Genomic DNA, 16,837 nt, shown 5'->3' on the forward strand with positions numbered 1-16,837 from the left:
CGACGCTATGGGCGTCGCACGGGTATCTTCCGACGCGGCCTCACACTCCTAAATTGCGATGGTCAGATCTTCGAACGCAAGCTGGCGCTCGTCTTCGGCCAGCTTCTCGGACTTCTTGCCATGCAGCGCGTGGCGCAGCTCCTTGATTAGCGCCTCCTGGCGTTTGTTCGCCTCGGCCAGCACATCGACCCGCCGCTGATGGCGGGCCACGCGAACTTGCCACCCTCGAGGCGCTTATAAGTCAGCACGAGCCCGCTGCCATCCCAAACGAGGATCTTGATCCGATCGGCACGTTTGGCGTGGAACACGACCACGACGCCGAAATGCGCCTTCAGGCCGAGTTCTTTCTCCACATAGGCGGCCAGCCCGTCATGGCCTTTGCGAAAATCCACTGGCTTCGTGGCGATCACGACTTTGACCGCCTGGGACGGGACGATCACCGGTCTTGGCGCAGGGCAGCGACAAGTTCTGCAATCCGGCTTGCCGATGTATCTCCAGGAAGCCGCAGGATGATACCATTCGCTTCCAACTCGATCGATGTCGCCACCAAAGGTGCGCGCTCCTCGACGACCTCGAGTGCCGCAAACGCCGCAAAGTCCTCCTCCGGGATTGGCACGTTCAGCTTGGCCTTCTTCGCCACCCCCCGCCAAGTCGACAGATGCTGCGGTGCCATGCCGTTCCGACGCGCCACGTCACATACCCGTACACCCGGCTCGAGGCTTTCCCGAACAATCCGGATCTTCTCCTCATCTGGCCAAGATCGGCGCCCGGTCGGCCCTTCGAGAACCTCAAGCCGATCGACACAGCTCGGTTCGTCTAACAAATGGACTCGGTTTGTTGGGAAACGTTTCATCTACAGAACCTCTTCATGAGGCTCCGTTGAATCTCGTTATCTCGGCGGCAGCAATATGGGGACGACGCACCGCTTACCCACCAGAACATGCTGGAGACGTTGATCCCCTTTGCCACGGTCGTGTTGATCGCCCATATGGCAGGCATTTCCACCGGGGTAACGGTTGCCGCCTCTGTCGCGTTCTTCTGGCTAAGAGTGGGCCATGCGGTAGGCATGATATCGGGGTTGGCGCGCTTTCCGATCCGACCGATAATCTTTACGGCCTCGTGGCTCTGTACAGTCGTGATCGCCTTTGTTTTGCTGACACATTAAAACCTCACCAAATCCATGAAATGATCAAGCGCGGCATCGGCCCGCGCTTGAAGCGCGGGCGGGTCAGGCAGTGGCATGACACCGATCACACGCCGGATCTGCTGATCCCCGATCAGCAAAGACAGGTAAAGCTCTGTCGCAGCAACAGGGTCCATCCGATCCGAAAGGCCAGTCATCAGATCGGCCAGCAAAGGCGCCACAACATCGCGACCGGCCAGGGCAAGTGCGCGCCCCAGATCGCCGCTTGGATCCGCCGCAGCGGCCCGGTTCAAGGCAACAGCCCGCGCGCCCAACAGCATTCCCAGCAACACCGGACCGATCCGGGATAGATTTGCTGCCAAGCCATCCTCAAGCGGAACATCCTGTAACACGTGCCGGACCTCGTCGGTATTGCGACGCACCAGGGCCAGAAACAACCCGTGCTTGTCGCCGTACCAACGATACAGCGTCTCGTTCGAGGCTTTGGCCGCCCGCGCGATCATCAGCATGGAGACATTGGAAAAGCCTTTATGCTCCAACAGCTTATAAGCCGCCTCTGCGATCTGTGCCTCCCGCTTGTCCTTGTTCTCCTGCCGCATTCCAACGCCTCCTTGACAGAAAACGTACTCACAATTACGGATATGTAAAGACGTACTCTAAATTACGGATATGGATATGCGAGCTATTCTGCTGACGTTTGCGTTCACCTCTCTCACCTTGACGGCCGGGATCTTTGGCATCTTCTACGGCTGGGTCTGCACGGTTATGTGGGGCCTCGACACGGCGCCGCCCGATGTGGCGATCCGCGCCATGCAGGCCATGAATGCATCGATCCGCAACGCCGCGTTCTTTCCCGTCTTCTTTCTGGCGCCCGTCTTTGCAGGGCTTACCGGCCTGACCGCTTATTTTCAGGGCCAAACCCGCGCTGGCATGCTGTTTGGGGTCGCCGCCTTGCTGTGCGGCTTAGGAATCGTCCTGCTGACCTTCACCATCAATGTCCCGATGAACGAAAACCTGGCCGCCATCTCGATCCCGCGCGATCCGGTGGAGGCCACGCAGATTTGGGCCACCTTTTCGGGGACCTGGCAGCTTTGGAACCAGATCCGTACGGGGGCCGGGTTTCTGTCGGTCATCGCCATCGGCGCTGGTCTGATGGCATTGGCCCGCCCTGTTGCCGGTTGACAAGTCATCGGCCAAAGCGCACACCACATGTCCAACTTGCAACCGGGCGTTCCGTGGGCGCCAAACCGACGAGGAGGCCCAGTGATGGCCCAAATCTCTTTGACCTTTCCCGATGGCGCGTCGCGTGATTACCCCAAGGGTGTGACCCCGATGGAGGTCGCTGCTTCGATCTCGAACTCGCTGGCGAAAAAGGCGATCTCGGCCCATGTCGATGATGCCCATTGGGACCTGCAATGGCCCATCGAAGTCGACGCCAAAATCGCCCTGAACACCTTGAAAGACGAGGTCCCGGCGCTGGAATTGATCCGGCATGACCTGGCGCACATCATGGCCCGCGCCGTGCAGGAGATCTGGCCCGGTGTGAAGGTTACTATCGGCCCCGTGATCGCCAATGGCTGGTACTACGACTTCGATCGCACCGAGCCCTTCACCCCAGAGGATCTGGGGGCGATCGAGAAAAAGATGAAAGAAATCATCAATAAGCGCGAGCCGGTCACCACCGAGATCTGGGAGCGCGACCGCGCGATCGCGCATTACCAGGCTACCAATGAGCCCTATAAGGTTGAACTGATCGAGGCCATCCCCGGTGATGAGCCGCTGCGGATGTATTGGCACGGCCACTGGCAGGACCTCTGCCGTGGGCCTCATTTGCAGAATACCGGCCAGGTTCCGGCGGACGCCTTCAAGCTGATGAACGTCGCGGGCGCCTATTGGCGTGGCGACAGCAACCGGGCGATGTTGCAGCGGATCTATGCGGTCGCTTTCCAGAACAAGGAACAGCTGAAAAAGCACCTCTTCATGCTGGAGGAGGCCGCCAAGCGCGACCACCGCAAACTGGGCCGCGAGATGAACCTGTTTCACATGCAGGAAGAGGCGCCGGGCCAGGTCTTTTGGCACCCCAATGGTTGGTCGATTTATACCGAATTGCAGGACTATATCCGCCGCAAACAGCGCGCTGGCGGCTACCAGGAGGTGAACACTCCTCAAGTTGTGGACCGCAAATTGTGGGAGCAGTCCGGCCACTGGGAGAAATTCCAGGAGAGCATGTTCATCGTGGAGGTGGACGAAAGCCGCACCGAAGATGGCGACAACGCCCAGAACTTCGATGAACGCAGCAACGACCCCAAGCATACCCGCATCAACGCACTGAAACCTATGAACTGCCCGTGCCACGTCCAGATCTTTAACCAGGGGCTGAAATCCTACCGCGATCTGCCTCTGCGCATGGCGGAGTTCGGATCCTGCGCGCGGTATGAGCCGTCGGGGGCGCTGCATGGCATCATGCGCGTGCGCGGCTTTACCCAGGATGACGGGCATATCTTTTGCCGCGAAGATCAGATCGAGGAAGAGACCGCGATTTATATCGACTTCCTATCGTCGATCTACAGCGATCTGGGGTTCCATGAATTCAAGGTGAAGTTCTCGGACCGGCCGGAAAAACGCGCAGGTACCGACGAGACCTGGGACAAGGCCGAAGCCGCCTTGCTATCAGCCACCCGTGCCGCGGGGATCGAGCCGGAACTAAACCCCGGGGAAGGCGCGTTTTATGGACCCAAGCTGGAATTTGTCCTGACCGACGCCATCGGGCGGGACTGGCAATGCGGCACCCACCAGGTGGATTTTGTTCTGCCTGACCGGTTGGGCGCGGATTACATCGGCGAGGATGGCAACAAACATACACCCGTCATGCTGCACCGCGCCTGCCTGGGCTCGTTCGAGCGCTTTATCGGGATCCTTATCGAAGAGCATGCGGGCAAGCTGCCCTTCTGGCTGGCGCCGCGGCAGGTGATCGTGGCCTCCATCGTCTCGGACGCGGATCCCTTCGTGCATGAGATCGTCGCGGCCTTGAAAGCCAAGGGGGTGCGGGCCGAGGCCGATATCCGCAACGAAAAGATCAACTACAAGGTACGGGAACATTCGGTCGGCAAGGTGCCGGTTTTGTTAGCCATCGGTCAACGGGAGGTCGAGGATCGCACAGTGTCCGTCAGGCGACTGGGCGAGAAGCAGACCAAGACCGAAACCTTGGATCAGATCGTCGCGACGCTCGCCACAGATGCCCATCCACCAGACTTGCGCCGAAGCGCTGATCTGTAGTCATGCGATGGTGACGGGGTCTTCGCCGGATGGAAGCGCGGTCCAGACCCCGTCCAGCAAGTGGCTATCAAGTAGCTCGATCCCGCCATCGGATCCTACGCCAGCGATATCGTAGACCGTGCCGGCCCCGACATGGCCCCAATACGTGACGGCGTCGTTGAAATCGGTATCCGGATCATCGCCAAAGATTTCAAAGATCTTCGCGTCCCCCACCTTGTCCCACAGATATTGGTCGAAATAGGTCCCGTCATCCCCACCGATCCCGACGGTCTGAATGGGCACGACCTGGTCGAAACGATCCGGGGTCAGGCGGTATTGCAACAGGGCCTCTCCCCCGCCGAGCGAATGGCCAACCAGCACGACGTCGGCGCCCTCTGGAATGTCCTCTTCGAAGAACTGATCGATGATCTGGGTCATCGCTGCGCCGTGGGACAGGGTATTGCCGTTGAAGACGAGGCCCCAGATATCGGTATTGACGTCCGCCAGCCCCTGCGTGCCACCGATAGAAATCGTGTAGGCATCGGTTTCAACATTATAGAGCAACGCCACATTGGCCTCGTAAGGACCTTCGCCTCGGACGAAACCCGTTTCTTCCCGCACGCGGATCAAGTCGAATTCGGACGCGGCCCAGTTGATTTCGGACGTACCCCAATTCAACTCAGCCTCGCCGAAGAATGCAGGGGTATCCACGATATAGCCGTTATCATCCACGAGCCCTGCCTGAAACAGTTTGGATTCATCCAACGAGCCATGGCGTGCGGCATTCACGCTGTCTTTCAAAAACTCGATGTCAGCGATCGAAAAATCGGTGATCGTTTCCTGCGGTTTGCGGACGCCGACAGGATCGAACATGGCGTAGGTATCCGGATCCTGCCATCCGAAAAGGCGCTGAACACTCTCCACCGCATGTCGCCCGGCGAAATAGGCGTCTGCCGATTTCTCAACAAACCCTACGGACCTGTCGGTGAAGGCATTGAGCCAGTCCAGGAATTGCGAACTGGATCCGCGTAGGTCGTCGATCTGTTCGGGTGTGCTGTCCATTAGGGCCGAATCCTCCGCGTGCCGTGGGGTAATTTAAAGCTAACGCAGTTGGTTGGATCAAGAATACCGATAATTGCCGTAAAGCCCCAGATTTACGGTACAGCCGTGGCTTCATGGTCAAAGCGATGATCGCACCCCCCCCAGTCTTTTACGATTGTCGCCATAGAACACCGGCTTCGTTTTCCCTTAAACACCGATATCCAGCATTTTTTCGAAGATTTTCGGGCAAAATGGCAATAAAACTCACGAAGCTGTCACCCACAACCAAGTGACTGGATCGTGATCAGCCGCTATGCAAAACCTCTATCAAGTTGGCGTTTCACGCTGGCGACCCATGATTTTGATCAGACAGAGGATACCCACCATGTCCAACACTATGAAGACCCTGGCCGTGGCTGGCGCCGTGGCCGCCGCTTTGACCGCCCACACCACCACCACCGCCCAAGCGGCTGGCAAAGAGAAATGCTATGGTGTCTCGCTGGCCGGTGCCAATGATTGCGCGGCAGGCCCAGGTACGACTTGCGCCGGCACCTCGACCGTTGATTACCAAGGCAATGCCTGGACCCTCGTCGATGCCGGCACTTGCACGGAGATCGAACTGCCCGCCATGGCCGATGGCACGGCGCGTGAAGGCTCCCTGGAAGAGCTCGGCCGCGACCTACCGGCATAAGTCGGTACAAAGATGACAGATTTGGCCACCGATCCCGTCGGTGGCCTTTTCTTTTCCAGATTGCCACCACCGATTGTTACAGATCCTTGACGGTTGCGTGTCACACGGCCCCGTGAGTGGTAGGTTACATCGATGCGCGTTTAGACCGAAGACAACAGACCTGCGGAGACATCCATGTTGGATCACCAGACCCTCACATTGCCCAACGCGCCCGGGGTTGGCTACAAGGCGCAGCATTTTGCTGCGATCTGGGAGGATCCCGGTCCGGTACGGTGGCTGGAGATCCATGCCGAGAACTACATGGGCGACGGTGGTCGTCCGATCGCGCAACTGCGCAACCTGGCCGAGCGGTTCCCGATCTCAGTTCATGGGGTGGGTCTGTCCATCGGTGGCGAGGGGTCATTGAACGCCGATCACTTGGCGCGGCTGAAAAAGCTGGTGGACTGGGTGGGCCCTGCAAGCTTTTCCGAACATCTGGCCTGGTCCACCCATGACACGGCTTTTTTGAACGATCTTTTGCCCCTGCCCTACACCCAGGCCACCCTAAACCGCGTGGCCGATCACATCGATCAGGTGCAGCACGTCGTGGGCCGCCAGATGCTGCTGGAAAACCCTTCAAACTATCTGGCGTTCGAAGAAAGTGAGATGGCCGAAACCGAATTTCTGGAGGCCCTGATCAAGCGGACCGGCTGTGGCCTGCTGCTGGATATCAACAATGTCTTCATCTCGGCCACAAACCAACAGACCGATCCGCGCAGCTATCTGAACGCGTTTCCGCTGCGGGCTGTGGGTGAGATTCACCTTGGCGGGCATGACGAGGATCAAGACGAATATGGCGTCTCTCTTTTGATCGACAGCCATGGAGCACCCGTGGTTGACCCGGTCTGGCAGCTTTATGCGGAGGTGATCGCTATCATGGGCCCGACGCCCACATTGATCGAATGGGACACGGATGTACCTGACTGGCCCGTATTGGCGGCTGAAGCCAGCCGCGCTGCGGATGTTTTGGCTCAGGTCAGATGACGGTCGGGCAAGATATCTTTCGCGCGGCGGTGTTGGATCCGGCGGCGATGGCACCTGCCGGACTGGTTGATCCACAAGGTCGTCCCGCAGGCAAGCGGTTCGACGTCTATCGCAACAACGTCGCCGTAAGCCTGACCGAGGCTTTGGGCCAAGCCTTCCCCATCATTCGGAAACTGGTGGGGCAGACCAATTTCCAGATCCTGGCGGGGACATTCCTACGCGTGCATCCCCCTAAAGATCCCTTGGTCGCCCTTTATGGCGATGATATGCCCGCCTTTCTTGAGGGTTTTGAGTCCACACGCAATTTACCCTACCTGCCGGATATGGCACGGCTCGAATGCGCCATGCGCCGCAGCTATCATGCGGCTGACAGCATCCCAGCCGATCTGAACGGTCTGGGCGCGATGGACCCCGCACAACTGATGGCCACGCATCTGACGCTCAGCCCTGCAACCCGGTTGATCCGGTCGAAATGGCCGATCCACGGCATCTGGCGTGCAAATACGGAAAAAGACGCGCCGAAAGTGCAGATGTCGGCAGATGATGTGCTGATCACCCGGCCGGATTATGATCCACAGCCTATTCTGTTGCCACCGGGCGGCGGTGCCTTCATCGCGCAATTGCGCACCGAACCGCTGGGATCCGCGTTCGAGGCCGCACAAGCCGACGCGCCCGATTTCGACTTAACCACAACACTGGGCCTGCTGATCGCAGGCAACGCCATTGCCCATGTCGCCTAAAGGAGGATTTACGATGACCGGCTTGCTAACCCTTCCTGACCGATTGCTTGCCTGGGTCGATGCGCGCATTGGCGATGTTCTGATGCCAACATTGGCACGAGTTATCTTTTTGGGCGTGCTGTTCTTATATTTCTGGAACTCGGCCGTCACCAAGGTGAGCGACGGGTTTTTCGGCATCTTTTCCCCCTCGACAGGCGCCTATGCACAGATCTTTCCCAAGAAAGCGGAGGAAGTGCTGTACGACCCGGCGATGTTCAGCGCGATGGAAAAGACCATTATTATCGCCGGCACCTGGGCGGAGTTTATCTTTCCGGTGCTGATCGTGGTCGGCTTGCTAACCCGGCTGTCAGCATTGGGGATGATCGGCTTTGTGGTGGTGCAAAGCTTGACCGATATCTTTGGCCACGGTGCCGATGAAAAGACAATTGGGGCGTGGTTCGACGGACCGTCAGATGCGGTGATCCTGGACCAGCGTGCGTTCTGGGTCTTCCTTTTGGTCTTTTTGGTCCTGCGTGGGGCCGGGCCATTGTCGTTGGATGCGTTGCTACAGCGCGGCCGGTCGCCGGAAACCGCACCGGCCTAGGGCAAAAGCGCGGCCTGCACCTTGGCATCCCATCCCAGATTCAGGTCATGTTCTGTCTCAATGACGGGCCGTTTCATCACTGTCGGATGATGGGCCAGCAGATCCAGCGGCGGCATGGCCTTTTCATCATCAGACAAGGTTTTCCAGGTGGTCGAGCGACGGTTGATCAGCGCCTCCCCAAAGGCGGCAAGAAAACGCTGCCGTGTCTCCGCATTCAAGGGCGCAGCCCGGACATCGATAAATTCAACGGTGTTTCCGGTGCTCTCCAACGCCTTCCGCGCTTTGCGGCAAGTATCACATGTTTGCAAACCAAATAGGCGCATCGTGTTTGTCTCCGGTCTTATTGAAAGCTGCAGTGCATTGCGCCTTGCCCCATTTTGGATTTGTACCATGTTGAATTTGGGGAGACGACCCCACCCGCACTGTGACTAGGACTGCAAAAGGGAGGCGCGGCATGCCAACAGGCACCGTGAAATGGTTCAACACCACGAAAGGCTATGGTTTCATTGCGCCCGATGACGGTGGCAAAGACATCTTCGTTCATATCTCTGCCGTTGAGCGGGCGGGAATGACGGGTTTGGCCGATAACATGAAAATTGAATACGAACTGCGCGAAGGCCGTGATGGCCGAGAATCTGCCAGTGAGTTGAAATCAATTTGAATGAGGGGCGGTTGTCATAATCCCAACCGCCATCCCGCGATCATACATATGACCGCACCGGGCGCCCTTCATTAAAGCGCGCCTGTTGCGAAAGCCCCGTTAAGTCGGGTCCTTTTCGGCCACGCCGACCTCGACCCGGTCGGGGGTCCAGTCTTGGCCAACGGCCTCAACACAGCTTTCACCATTGGTATACGTGCGAACCAGGGACCAGGTCCCGCGTTCATCAGATGTGAACAACTCCATCACGCTGCCTTGCCCGCGCAAGCCCATGCCACGCCGCGTTTCACCGAATTGGTGTTCCACCTTGCGCACAACTTCGGTTCGCGGGCCACACCATGTGATGGTTTGGGCCGACGCAGCGAGCGTTGTGGCGATGAGGAGAACGGGAACAAATGCGACGAGGCGTTTCAAGAGCAACAATCCTTATGGTTGGGCATATGCGGAATGTAACGAAACGATGACATCAAAAGGTGATCAAATCGTAGCCGCTTTGTGACCCGAGCGGTAATTGCGCGCTAATCGTGTTTTTCATGTCGAAAACATTGGCCGTTGCCCGTTCTTTGATCAAAAACTTCACGTGAGCCGCCCTCCCTTGCACCCCCCTGCCCCTTCGCCTATCCCCGCCGACGGATGACAGGGAAAGCAGATGCCACTTCTGGTGATGAAATTCGGCGGCACGTCAGTCGCCACGTTGGACCGGATCCGGCGCGCCTCCAAACGTGTCGGGCGCGAGGTGGCCAACGGATATGATGTGATCGTCATCGTCTCGGCCATGGCGGGAAAGACAAACGAATTGGTCGGCTGGGTGGGTGACACATCCCCGTTATACGATGCCCGTGAATATGATGCCGTCGTCAGCTCGGGTGAGCAGGTGACAGCTGGCCTGATGGCACTGACATTACAGGAAATGGACGTGCCCGCGCGCAGTTGGCAAGGCTGGCAGGTGCCGCTGAAAACGACGAACGCCCATGCCAGCGCCCGGATCGAAGAAATCCCGACCGACAATCTGAATGCCAAGTTCGCGGAAGGCATGAAAGTTGCCGTTGTCGCGGGGTTCCAGGGCATCAGCAATGAGGGGCGCATCACGACGCTGGGCCGGGGCGGATCTGACACCACCGCCGTGGCCTTTGCCGCCGCCTTTGGTGCGGAACGCTGCGATATCTATACTGACGTTGATGGCGTCTACACCACCGACCCGCGGGTGACGAAAAAGGCTCGCAAGCTGGACAAAATCGCCTTTGAAGAGATGCTTGAATTGGCCTCCCTTGGTGCGAAAGTCTTGCAAACCCGGTCAGTCGAATTGGCGATGCGCTATAAAGTCAGGCTGCGGGTTCTGTCCAGCTTTGAGGACAATAATGAAAATGCGGGCACGCTTGTCTGCGATGAGGACGAGATCATGGAAAGCAACGTGGTGGCCGGAGTGGCGTTTTCGCGGGATGAGGCAAAGATGACCCTGATCTCGGTCGCGGACCGGCCCGGCATCGCGGCGGCGATCTTTGGACCGCTCAGCGCTGCGGGTGTGAATGTGGATATGATCGTGCAGAACATCTCGGAAGATGGGCGCACGGACATGACCTTTTCCTGCCCCATCGACCAGGTTGCCCGCGCCGATGCCGCGATGCAGGCGGCAAAGGACAATGGTGACATCAATTATCACGATCTGGTGGCCGATGAAGAAGTATGCAAAGTCTCGGTCGTTGGCATCGGCATGCGCAGCCATGCCGGGGTCGCCGCACAAATGTTTGCTGCCCTCAAGGATGAGGGGATCAACATAAAGGTGATTACCACATCCGAGATCAAAATATCCGTGCTGATCGACCGGAAGTATCTGGAACTGGCGGTACAAGCCCTCCATGATGCCTTTGGCTTGGAACGGGCCGCGTGATCCCAGGGGACAGAACAGGGCCATGGCCCAGAATAGTGATAGCGGGAGCAGAAAGCTCCTAGGACGGTTACGCGAGACCCTGGCCGAGGCGGCCGAGGGGCAGGAACGCTTGAACCGTATCGTGTCGCTGATCGCGACCGAGATGGGGACAAATGTCTGCTCGGTCTACCTGTTTCGGGACGCAGACACCCTTGAGCTTTGCGCAACAGAGGGGCTGAAAGCAGAATCCGTCCACAAAACCCGCATGCGGCTGGGTGAAGGTCTGGTCGGGCGTGTGGCATTGCGCAGCCGTCCGGTCAATACGGCCGATGCCCCGGCCGAGCCGGGCTTTCGCTTCATGCCGGAGACGGGCGAGGAGATCTATTCGGCTTTCATGGGCGTTCCGATCCAACGATTGGGAGAGCGGTTGGGCGTTTTGGTCGTGCAAGACAAGTCGGCGCGCGCCTATTCCGAAGATGACCTTTACGCGCTGGAGGTCGTGGCCATGGTCTTGGCCGAAATGACGGAGCTTGGCGCATTCACCGGAGAAGGTGCCGCCTTGGCCGCCCCGCACAAGCGTGCGGTCATGCTGCGCGGCGTGACCGGTCAGGAAGGCGCCGCAGAAGGCCATGTGTTCCTGCATGAACCTCGTGTCATCGTCACCAATCCCTTTGCCGACGATGCCGAAACCGAACGCGCCCGCCTACGTGAGGCGGTCGATGCCTTACGCGTTTCAGTTGACGAAATGCTCAGCACTGCCGGGTCGGGTGACAAGGACCAGACCCAGGTGCTGGAAGCCTACCGGATGTTTGCCAATTCCAAGGGCTGGCTGCGGCGGATGGAGCAGGACATCGAAAGCGGCCTGAGCGCCGAAGCCGCGGTAGAGAAAGAGCAGTCCAATGCCCGCGCCCGGATGGAGCAGGTCGGCGACGCATACCTGCGCGAACGGCTTGCGGATCTGGATGACCTGTCGAACCGCCTGCTGCGTTTGTTGACAGGCCAGGGCACCGATACCGGTGCCGAAATGCCCGAAAACCCGATCCTGATCGCGCGCAATATCGGACCTGGGGAATTGTTGAGCTATGAACGCACCCTCAGCGGCATCGTGTTGGAAGAAGGCTCCGTCGGCAGCCATGCCGCAGTTGTCGCGCGCGCCCTTGCCATTCCGCTGGTTATCAATGCCAAACGGATCACGACCGAGGCGTTGAACGGTGATCCGATCCTGGTCGATGGGGATCAGGGGATTGTGCATCTGCGCCCCGAAGAAAGCATCCAGTCCGCCTTTCGCGACAAGATGGCGATGCAGGCCAAGGCGCAGCAACGCTATGCCTCCATCCGCAGGGTTCCCGCGACAACCGTCGAAGGGCCGACAATCGCGCTGCATATGAATGCCGGGTTGATGGCCGATCTGCCGTCTTTGGCCGGATCCGGGGCGGAAGGTGTCGGTCTTTTTCGGACAGAGCTGCAGTTCCTTGTGCGCAACCAAATGCCCAAACGCGGAGAGTTGGCCGCCCTTTACAGCCGCATCCTGGATGCCGCCCAAGGCAAGCGCGTGGCCTTTCGCACGCTCGATATCGGGTCCGACAAGGTATTGCCCTTCATGAACCCGCTTGATGAACCGAACCCGGCCCTGGGTTGGCGTGCCGTGCGGGTAGGCCTGGACAAACCCGGCGTGTTGGGCATGCAGCTTCAGGCCCTGATCCGGGCCGCCCATGGCCGCCCGTTGACGGTGATGTTTCCGTTTATCGCCCAGTTCGAAGAGTTTCTGGCCGCCCGCGATCATCTGTACCATCAGATGGAACGGGAGCGGAAGCTGGGCCACCCTTTGCCCAGCAAGCTGGATGTGGGGGCCATGCTGGAAACCCCCAGCCTGGCCTTTGCCCCTCGCCTGTTTTTTGAAGAGGCGGATTTCATCTCAATCGGCGGGAATGACCTAAAGCAATTCTTCTTTGCCGCGGATCGGGAAAATGAACGTGTCCGCCGCCGGTACGATACACTCAACACGTCCTTCCTGACATTCATCGAGCAAATCGTGCAACGCTGCGCCGAAACCCGCACACCGCTCAGTTTTTGCGGGGAGGATGCGGGTCGACCGGTCGAGGCCGCGTGTTTTGCAGCCATGGGTTTACGGACCCTGTCGATGCGCCCGGCCTCTATCGGGCCGGTCAAGCACCTGCTGCGCCGGACCCATCTGGCAAAGCTGCGCGAGGTGATCCATGCCGCGCGCGATACCGGCCATCAATCGGTGCGCGAACCGGTCATGGACTGGATGCGCAACCAGTAGCCAGCACTCGCGTCACCAGACCCGACACACCCGCCCAGGGGCCATGTCCCAGCACACGGTCCGGGTTTGTGGGCGGCGGCATCTGGACGCCCCTCAGCTTTTCAAAGCCCATGCGGCCATAATAGGGCGCATCGCCGACAAGCAGCACCCGAGCATCACCCGCCAATGCCAACCCTTCGCGAATGAGATAAGCACCAAGCCCTTCCCCCTGCCGTGTTGGGTGAACCGCAATCGGCCCCAGCAAAAGCGCGCTATGATCACCAACATGAACCGGCCAGAACCGGATCGCCCCGGCGATGGTCCCCGGATCATCACGCGCCACCAGGCACAGGCGGGCCACCGGGGGCACATCGTCGCGCAAGCGGTAAGACGACAATGCCTCCCGCCCCGGGGCAAAGCACAGATCGTAGAGGGCTTCGACCTCCCATAGGTCCGCCGCCGTTTCTTCCGCCAGGTTGATCATCCCGCCCCCATTTGCGCTGGCGCGGCACCTAGCATAGCGTGCGGCGGAAACGAAAGAGGCGCTGTAAATCACCGATGTTCTACCAACCTGCACAGGGCCATGGCCTGCCCCATAACCCATTTAACGCCATCGTCACACCGCGCCCCATCGGCTGGATCTCCAGCCGTGCCGCGGATGGAAGCGACAACCTGGCACCCTATTCATTTTTCAATGCCGTGGCCTATGTGCCGCCCCAGGTGATGTTCGCATCAACCGGAGCCAAACCCGACCGGGACGGCACCAAAGACAGCGTTGGCAACATTCGGGAGACCGGAGTGTTCTGTGTCAACATCGTCGAATATGCGGCCAAGGATGTGATGAACACCTCCTCCGGCCTCTATGACCGGGACATCGACGAGTTTCAGGCAGCCGATTTGCAAAAGGAGGCGTGCCAGACCATTGATTGCGCCCGCGTTGCCGGAACGCCTGCCGCACTTGAATGCAAGATGACCCAGATTGTTCGGTTGGACGGTGACGCGAATTTCGTTGTCTTTGGCGAGGTTGTCGGTGTCCACCTGCGCGATGATTGCATGAAGGACGGTTTGTTCGACGTCACCACCTACCAGCCGCTCGCGCGCATGGGCTATCGCGATTACACCCGCGTAACAGAGGTGTTCTCCCTGAATCGCCCGAATGAGGCATAAAGAAAGGGGCGCCCGGTTAGGCACCCCTTTGCATGTTCGCAGACCCCGATTTGGGGGCAGGATTTAGTTTGCGACGATGCTGTCGACCCGGCGGTTGATTTCCGCCTGCGATGCACCGCTGTTAAACACGTTGCTCAGCTCGGCCACGTCCTGATCGCTCAATGCATCAACATCGATATCGATCTGATAGGTGGCCAGCGTGTTTTCCAGACCAGCGCGTAGATTGTCCGCATCGGTCTCGCCCGACACGTTCAGAACGCTGTCGATCTGGCGACGGATCTCAGCTTGGGACTCACCGGAATTCAACGCGAGGTTCAAGCTGGCGACCTGCTCGTTGGTCAGTGTGTCGACATCGACATCCAACTGGCGCTGCATCAGCGACGCTTTCAGCGCTTCGCGCTGATGGCTTGCATCGTCGTCACCGGCGACGCCTGCAATCTGTTCGACATCGCGCTGGATCTCGGCCTGACTCTGGCCGGAATTCAAGGCCAGGGAAAGCTCGCTCAGCTGATCCGCCGTCAAAGCGTCGACATTCACGTCCAGTTGACGTGAAGCCAGTTGGCTTTCGACCGAGGCTTTCAACTGGCTGTCAGTGTCGGCGATGGCTGCCGTACCAGTCAGCAAAACAAGAGCGGTTGTGGTCAGAATGCGTTTCATAGCGTGTCCTTTCAATTGTCTTACGGGTGTCTAACACCCGCTTATCAGAACAACCGAAGCCGCTTTGAAAGGTTCCGATCTTTCGCGATCCCTGCCGGGCAGCGCTCAATGACCCGATGACAAAACGCCTGTACGCACGCCGTAATCAGCCGCGATCATATAGTCGGGGTCATCTTCGCTATCGACCATCAACTGACCCGCCTTTTTCAGCAACTTGTGACAATCGCGGCTGAGATGGCGCAACTGCACGCGCTTCCCTTCCGCTTCATATCTGCCGGCCACGGCCTCAATCTCGGTCAATGCGGACTGGTCAGCCACGCGGCTATCCGCAAAATCGATGATCACCGATCCCGGATCCCCGGTTGGATCGAACAGCTCTGCAAATCCTTCGGTCGAGCCAAAAAACAAAGGGCCCTGGACCTGGTACACCTTGGCGCCTTCCGGGGTCACATAGGTGCTGGCGCGGATGCGCGTCGCGTTTTGCCATGCATAGGCCAGGGCAGAGACGATGACACCGACCACCACCGCGATGGCGAGGTCGGTCATGACCGTGACAACGGTCACAAGCACAATCACAAGCGCGTCCACCAACGGCACTTTCCGCATGATGGTCAGCGATTTCCAGGCAAAGGTGCCGATCACCACCATGAACATCACCCCCACCAGGGCGGCGAGCGGGATCTGTTCAATCAACGGTGCGGCCACGACGATGAAAAGCAGTAGGAAAAGGGCCGCAGACAGGCCCGATAGCCGCGTCCGCCCACCAGATTTCACGTTGATCATCGATTGACCGATCATCGCACAACCGCCCATGCCACCGAAAAAGCCAGTCACCGTGTTGGCAGCGCCCTGCGCGATGCATTCCTGGCTGGATCCGCCGCGTTGGCCCGTGATCTCGCCCACAAGGTTGAGGGTCAGCAGGCTTTCGATCAGACCGATCGCCGACAGGATCAACGCATAGGGCAGTATGATTTCAAAGGTGTCCCATGTCAGCGGGACGCTGGGAACATGGAAGCTGGGCAATCCGCCTTCGATCGAGGCCAGATCGCCGACGCGCGGCACGTCGATGCCAAAGGCGATGACGATCCCGGCCACGATTGCAATACCGGCCAATGGTGCCGGAATGGCATTGGTTAGCTTGGGAATACCCCAAATAATCACCATCGTCAGTGCCACAAGCCCCAACATCAGGATTAGTGGCCAGCCCGACAGCCACTCCCCGCCGCCCATGCCGTGGCCCGTCGCCTCCGCCGAGCCGGGGACCTGAAATTGGGTCAACTGTGCCAGGAAGATCACGATGGCCAGACCGTTCACGAAACCCAGCATGACGGGATGCGGCACCAATCGAATGAATTTACCCAGCTTGAAGATGCCCGCCGCGATCTGGATCACGCCCATTAACACGACGGTGGCAAAAAGGTATTCCACACCGTGCTGGGCCACCAGCGACACCATCACCACAGCCAAAGCCCCGGTCGCACCCGAGATCATGCCCGGCCGCCCACCGAACAAGGCGGTGATCAGGCCAACCAGAAAGGCTGCATAAAGCCCGACCAACGGATGGACACCCGCCACAAAGGCAAAGGCCACGGCCTCCGGCACCAGGGCCAAGGCAACGGTCAAGCCCGCCAAAATCTCGATCCGGACCCCTGCCGGTTTGCGCAATTCATCGGGCAGCCGGAACTGAGCAAATGTCGATTGTTTGGCCAATTCCATAAGGGTGCGGGTCAAGGTCTGAACCTCTTTCG

Annotated in this window: 21 protein-coding genes; 11 read left to right on the forward strand and 10 right to left on the reverse strand. The window is 59.0% G+C overall.

Annotated elements, in window-relative coordinates:
* Window positions 1-48: 48 nt before the first annotated feature.
* The 3 genes from IU397_RS23995 to IU397_RS17835 are packed head-to-tail and all read right to left on the reverse strand — an operon-like array spanning window position 49 to window position 853.
* Window positions 49-210: a hypothetical protein gene (locus IU397_RS23995; protein ID WP_370541722.1), complete on the reverse strand. Its 162-nt coding sequence runs from the start codon at window positions 208-210 to the stop codon at window positions 49-51.
* A complete protein-coding gene (gene tnpB, locus IU397_RS17830; protein WP_204416383.1) occupies window positions 147-410 on the reverse strand; it encodes an IS66 family insertion sequence element accessory protein TnpB in 264 nt (87 codons plus the stop codon). The genes IU397_RS23995 and tnpB overlap by 64 nt, the downstream gene beginning before the upstream one ends.
* 26 nt (window positions 411-436) lie before the next feature.
* Entirely contained in the window at window positions 437-853 is a 417-nt protein-coding gene (locus IU397_RS17835; protein WP_204416384.1) for a transposase, read from the reverse strand.
* An 87-nt stretch (window positions 854-940) separates the two neighbouring features.
* On the opposite strand from IU397_RS17835, the gene IU397_RS17840 reads away from it, so the two are divergent.
* Window positions 941-1,165 (forward strand): MAPEG family protein, encoded by a 225-nt coding sequence (locus IU397_RS17840; protein ID WP_204416385.1) that lies wholly within the window; start codon window positions 941-943, stop codon window positions 1,163-1,165.
* Here the strand turns inward: IU397_RS17840 and IU397_RS17845 are convergent.
* Window positions 1,162-1,743, reverse strand: coding sequence for a TetR/AcrR family transcriptional regulator (locus IU397_RS17845; RefSeq protein ID WP_204416386.1), 582 nt, complete (start codon window positions 1,741-1,743; stop codon window positions 1,162-1,164). The two genes, IU397_RS17840 and IU397_RS17845, sit on opposite strands and share 4 nt — an antisense overlap.
* Window positions 1,744-1,819: 76 nt before the next feature.
* Between IU397_RS17845 and IU397_RS17850 the strand changes: the two genes are divergently transcribed.
* On the forward strand, window positions 1,820-2,326 hold the full coding sequence (locus tag IU397_RS17850) for a DUF1772 domain-containing protein (RefSeq protein WP_204416387.1): 507 nt from the start codon (window positions 1,820-1,822) through the stop codon (window positions 2,324-2,326).
* Between the two features lie 84 nt (window positions 2,327-2,410).
* On the forward strand, window positions 2,411-4,420 hold the full coding sequence (gene thrS / locus IU397_RS17855; protein ID WP_204416388.1) for a threonine--tRNA ligase: 2,010 nt from the start codon (window positions 2,411-2,413) through the stop codon (window positions 4,418-4,420).
* On the opposite strand, the gene IU397_RS17860 is transcribed toward thrS, so the two are convergent.
* Window positions 4,421-5,461, reverse strand: a complete 1,041-nt coding sequence (locus IU397_RS17860; protein ID WP_204416390.1) for a hypothetical protein — start codon at window positions 5,459-5,461, stop codon at window positions 4,421-4,423. It lies immediately after the preceding gene.
* 364 nt (window positions 5,462-5,825) lie between these two features.
* On the opposite strand from IU397_RS17860, the gene IU397_RS17865 reads away from it, so the two are divergent.
* The 4 genes from IU397_RS17865 to IU397_RS17880 all read left to right on the forward strand — a co-directional run bounded on the left by IU397_RS17865 (window position 5,826) and on the right by IU397_RS17880 (window position 8,477).
* Complete coding sequence (locus IU397_RS17865) at window positions 5,826-6,131, forward strand: DUF2282 domain-containing protein (protein WP_204416392.1); 306 nt, start codon at window positions 5,826-5,828, stop codon at window positions 6,129-6,131.
* 174 nt (window positions 6,132-6,305) lie between these two features.
* Window positions 6,306-7,154, forward strand: a complete 849-nt coding sequence (locus IU397_RS17870; RefSeq protein ID WP_204416394.1) for a DUF692 family multinuclear iron-containing protein — start codon at window positions 6,306-6,308, stop codon at window positions 7,152-7,154.
* Complete coding sequence (locus IU397_RS17875) at window positions 7,151-7,894, forward strand: DNA-binding domain-containing protein (protein ID WP_204416396.1); 744 nt, start codon at window positions 7,151-7,153, stop codon at window positions 7,892-7,894. The genes IU397_RS17870 and IU397_RS17875 overlap by 4 nt, the downstream gene beginning before the upstream one ends.
* 13 nt (window positions 7,895-7,907) lie before the next feature.
* A complete protein-coding gene (locus IU397_RS17880) occupies window positions 7,908-8,477 on the forward strand; it encodes a DoxX family protein (RefSeq protein WP_204416398.1) in 570 nt (189 codons plus the stop codon).
* Here IU397_RS17880 and IU397_RS17885 read toward each other — a convergent pair.
* Complete coding sequence (locus IU397_RS17885) at window positions 8,474-8,800, reverse strand: arsenate reductase family protein (protein WP_204416400.1); 327 nt, start codon at window positions 8,798-8,800, stop codon at window positions 8,474-8,476. The genes IU397_RS17880 and IU397_RS17885 overlap by 4 nt on opposite strands.
* 131 nt (window positions 8,801-8,931) lie before the next feature.
* On the opposite strand from IU397_RS17885, the gene IU397_RS17890 reads away from it, so the two are divergent.
* Window positions 8,932-9,138 (forward strand): cold-shock protein, encoded by a 207-nt coding sequence (locus IU397_RS17890; protein ID WP_204416402.1) that lies wholly within the window; start codon window positions 8,932-8,934, stop codon window positions 9,136-9,138.
* 99 nt (window positions 9,139-9,237) lie between these two features.
* Here the strand turns inward: IU397_RS17890 and IU397_RS17895 are convergent, their stop codons facing one another.
* Window positions 9,238-9,549: a hypothetical protein gene (locus IU397_RS17895; RefSeq protein WP_204416404.1), complete on the reverse strand. Its 312-nt coding sequence runs from the start codon at window positions 9,547-9,549 to the stop codon at window positions 9,238-9,240.
* A gap of 235 nt (window positions 9,550-9,784) precedes the next feature.
* Between IU397_RS17895 and IU397_RS17900 the strand changes: the two genes are divergently transcribed.
* Both IU397_RS17900 and ptsP read left to right on the forward strand, forming a co-directional pair.
* The gene (locus IU397_RS17900; protein WP_204416406.1) at window positions 9,785-11,023 is read left to right on the forward strand and encodes an aspartate kinase; all 1,239 of its coding nucleotides are present in this window, start codon (window positions 9,785-9,787) and stop codon (window positions 11,021-11,023) included.
* Between the two features lie 22 nt (window positions 11,024-11,045).
* The gene (gene ptsP / locus IU397_RS17905) at window positions 11,046-13,286 is read left to right on the forward strand and encodes a phosphoenolpyruvate--protein phosphotransferase (RefSeq protein ID WP_204416408.1); all 2,241 of its coding nucleotides are present in this window, start codon (window positions 11,046-11,048) and stop codon (window positions 13,284-13,286) included.
* Here the strand turns inward: ptsP and IU397_RS17910 are convergent.
* The gene (locus IU397_RS17910) at window positions 13,261-13,749 is read right to left on the reverse strand and encodes a GNAT family N-acetyltransferase (protein WP_204416410.1); all 489 of its coding nucleotides are present in this window, start codon (window positions 13,747-13,749) and stop codon (window positions 13,261-13,263) included. The genes ptsP and IU397_RS17910 overlap by 26 nt on opposite strands.
* A gap of 74 nt (window positions 13,750-13,823) precedes the next feature.
* Between IU397_RS17910 and IU397_RS17915 the strand changes: the two genes are divergently transcribed.
* Entirely contained in the window at window positions 13,824-14,432 is a 609-nt protein-coding gene (locus tag IU397_RS17915; RefSeq protein ID WP_204416412.1) for a flavin reductase family protein, read from the forward strand.
* A gap of 63 nt (window positions 14,433-14,495) precedes the next feature.
* Here IU397_RS17915 and IU397_RS17920 read toward each other — a convergent pair whose 3' ends face one another.
* Window positions 14,496-15,089, reverse strand: a complete 594-nt coding sequence (locus IU397_RS17920) for a hypothetical protein (RefSeq protein ID WP_204416414.1) — start codon at window positions 15,087-15,089, stop codon at window positions 14,496-14,498.
* Between the two features lie 105 nt (window positions 15,090-15,194).
* Window positions 15,195-16,805, reverse strand: coding sequence for a SulP family inorganic anion transporter (locus IU397_RS17925; protein WP_204416560.1), 1,611 nt, complete (start codon window positions 16,803-16,805; stop codon window positions 15,195-15,197).
* Window positions 16,806-16,837 lie beyond the last annotated feature (32 nt).

This window comes from Actibacterium sp. 188UL27-1 (assembly GCF_016901225.1).
Classification (GTDB): Bacteria; Pseudomonadota; Alphaproteobacteria; order Rhodobacterales; family Rhodobacteraceae; genus 188UL27-1.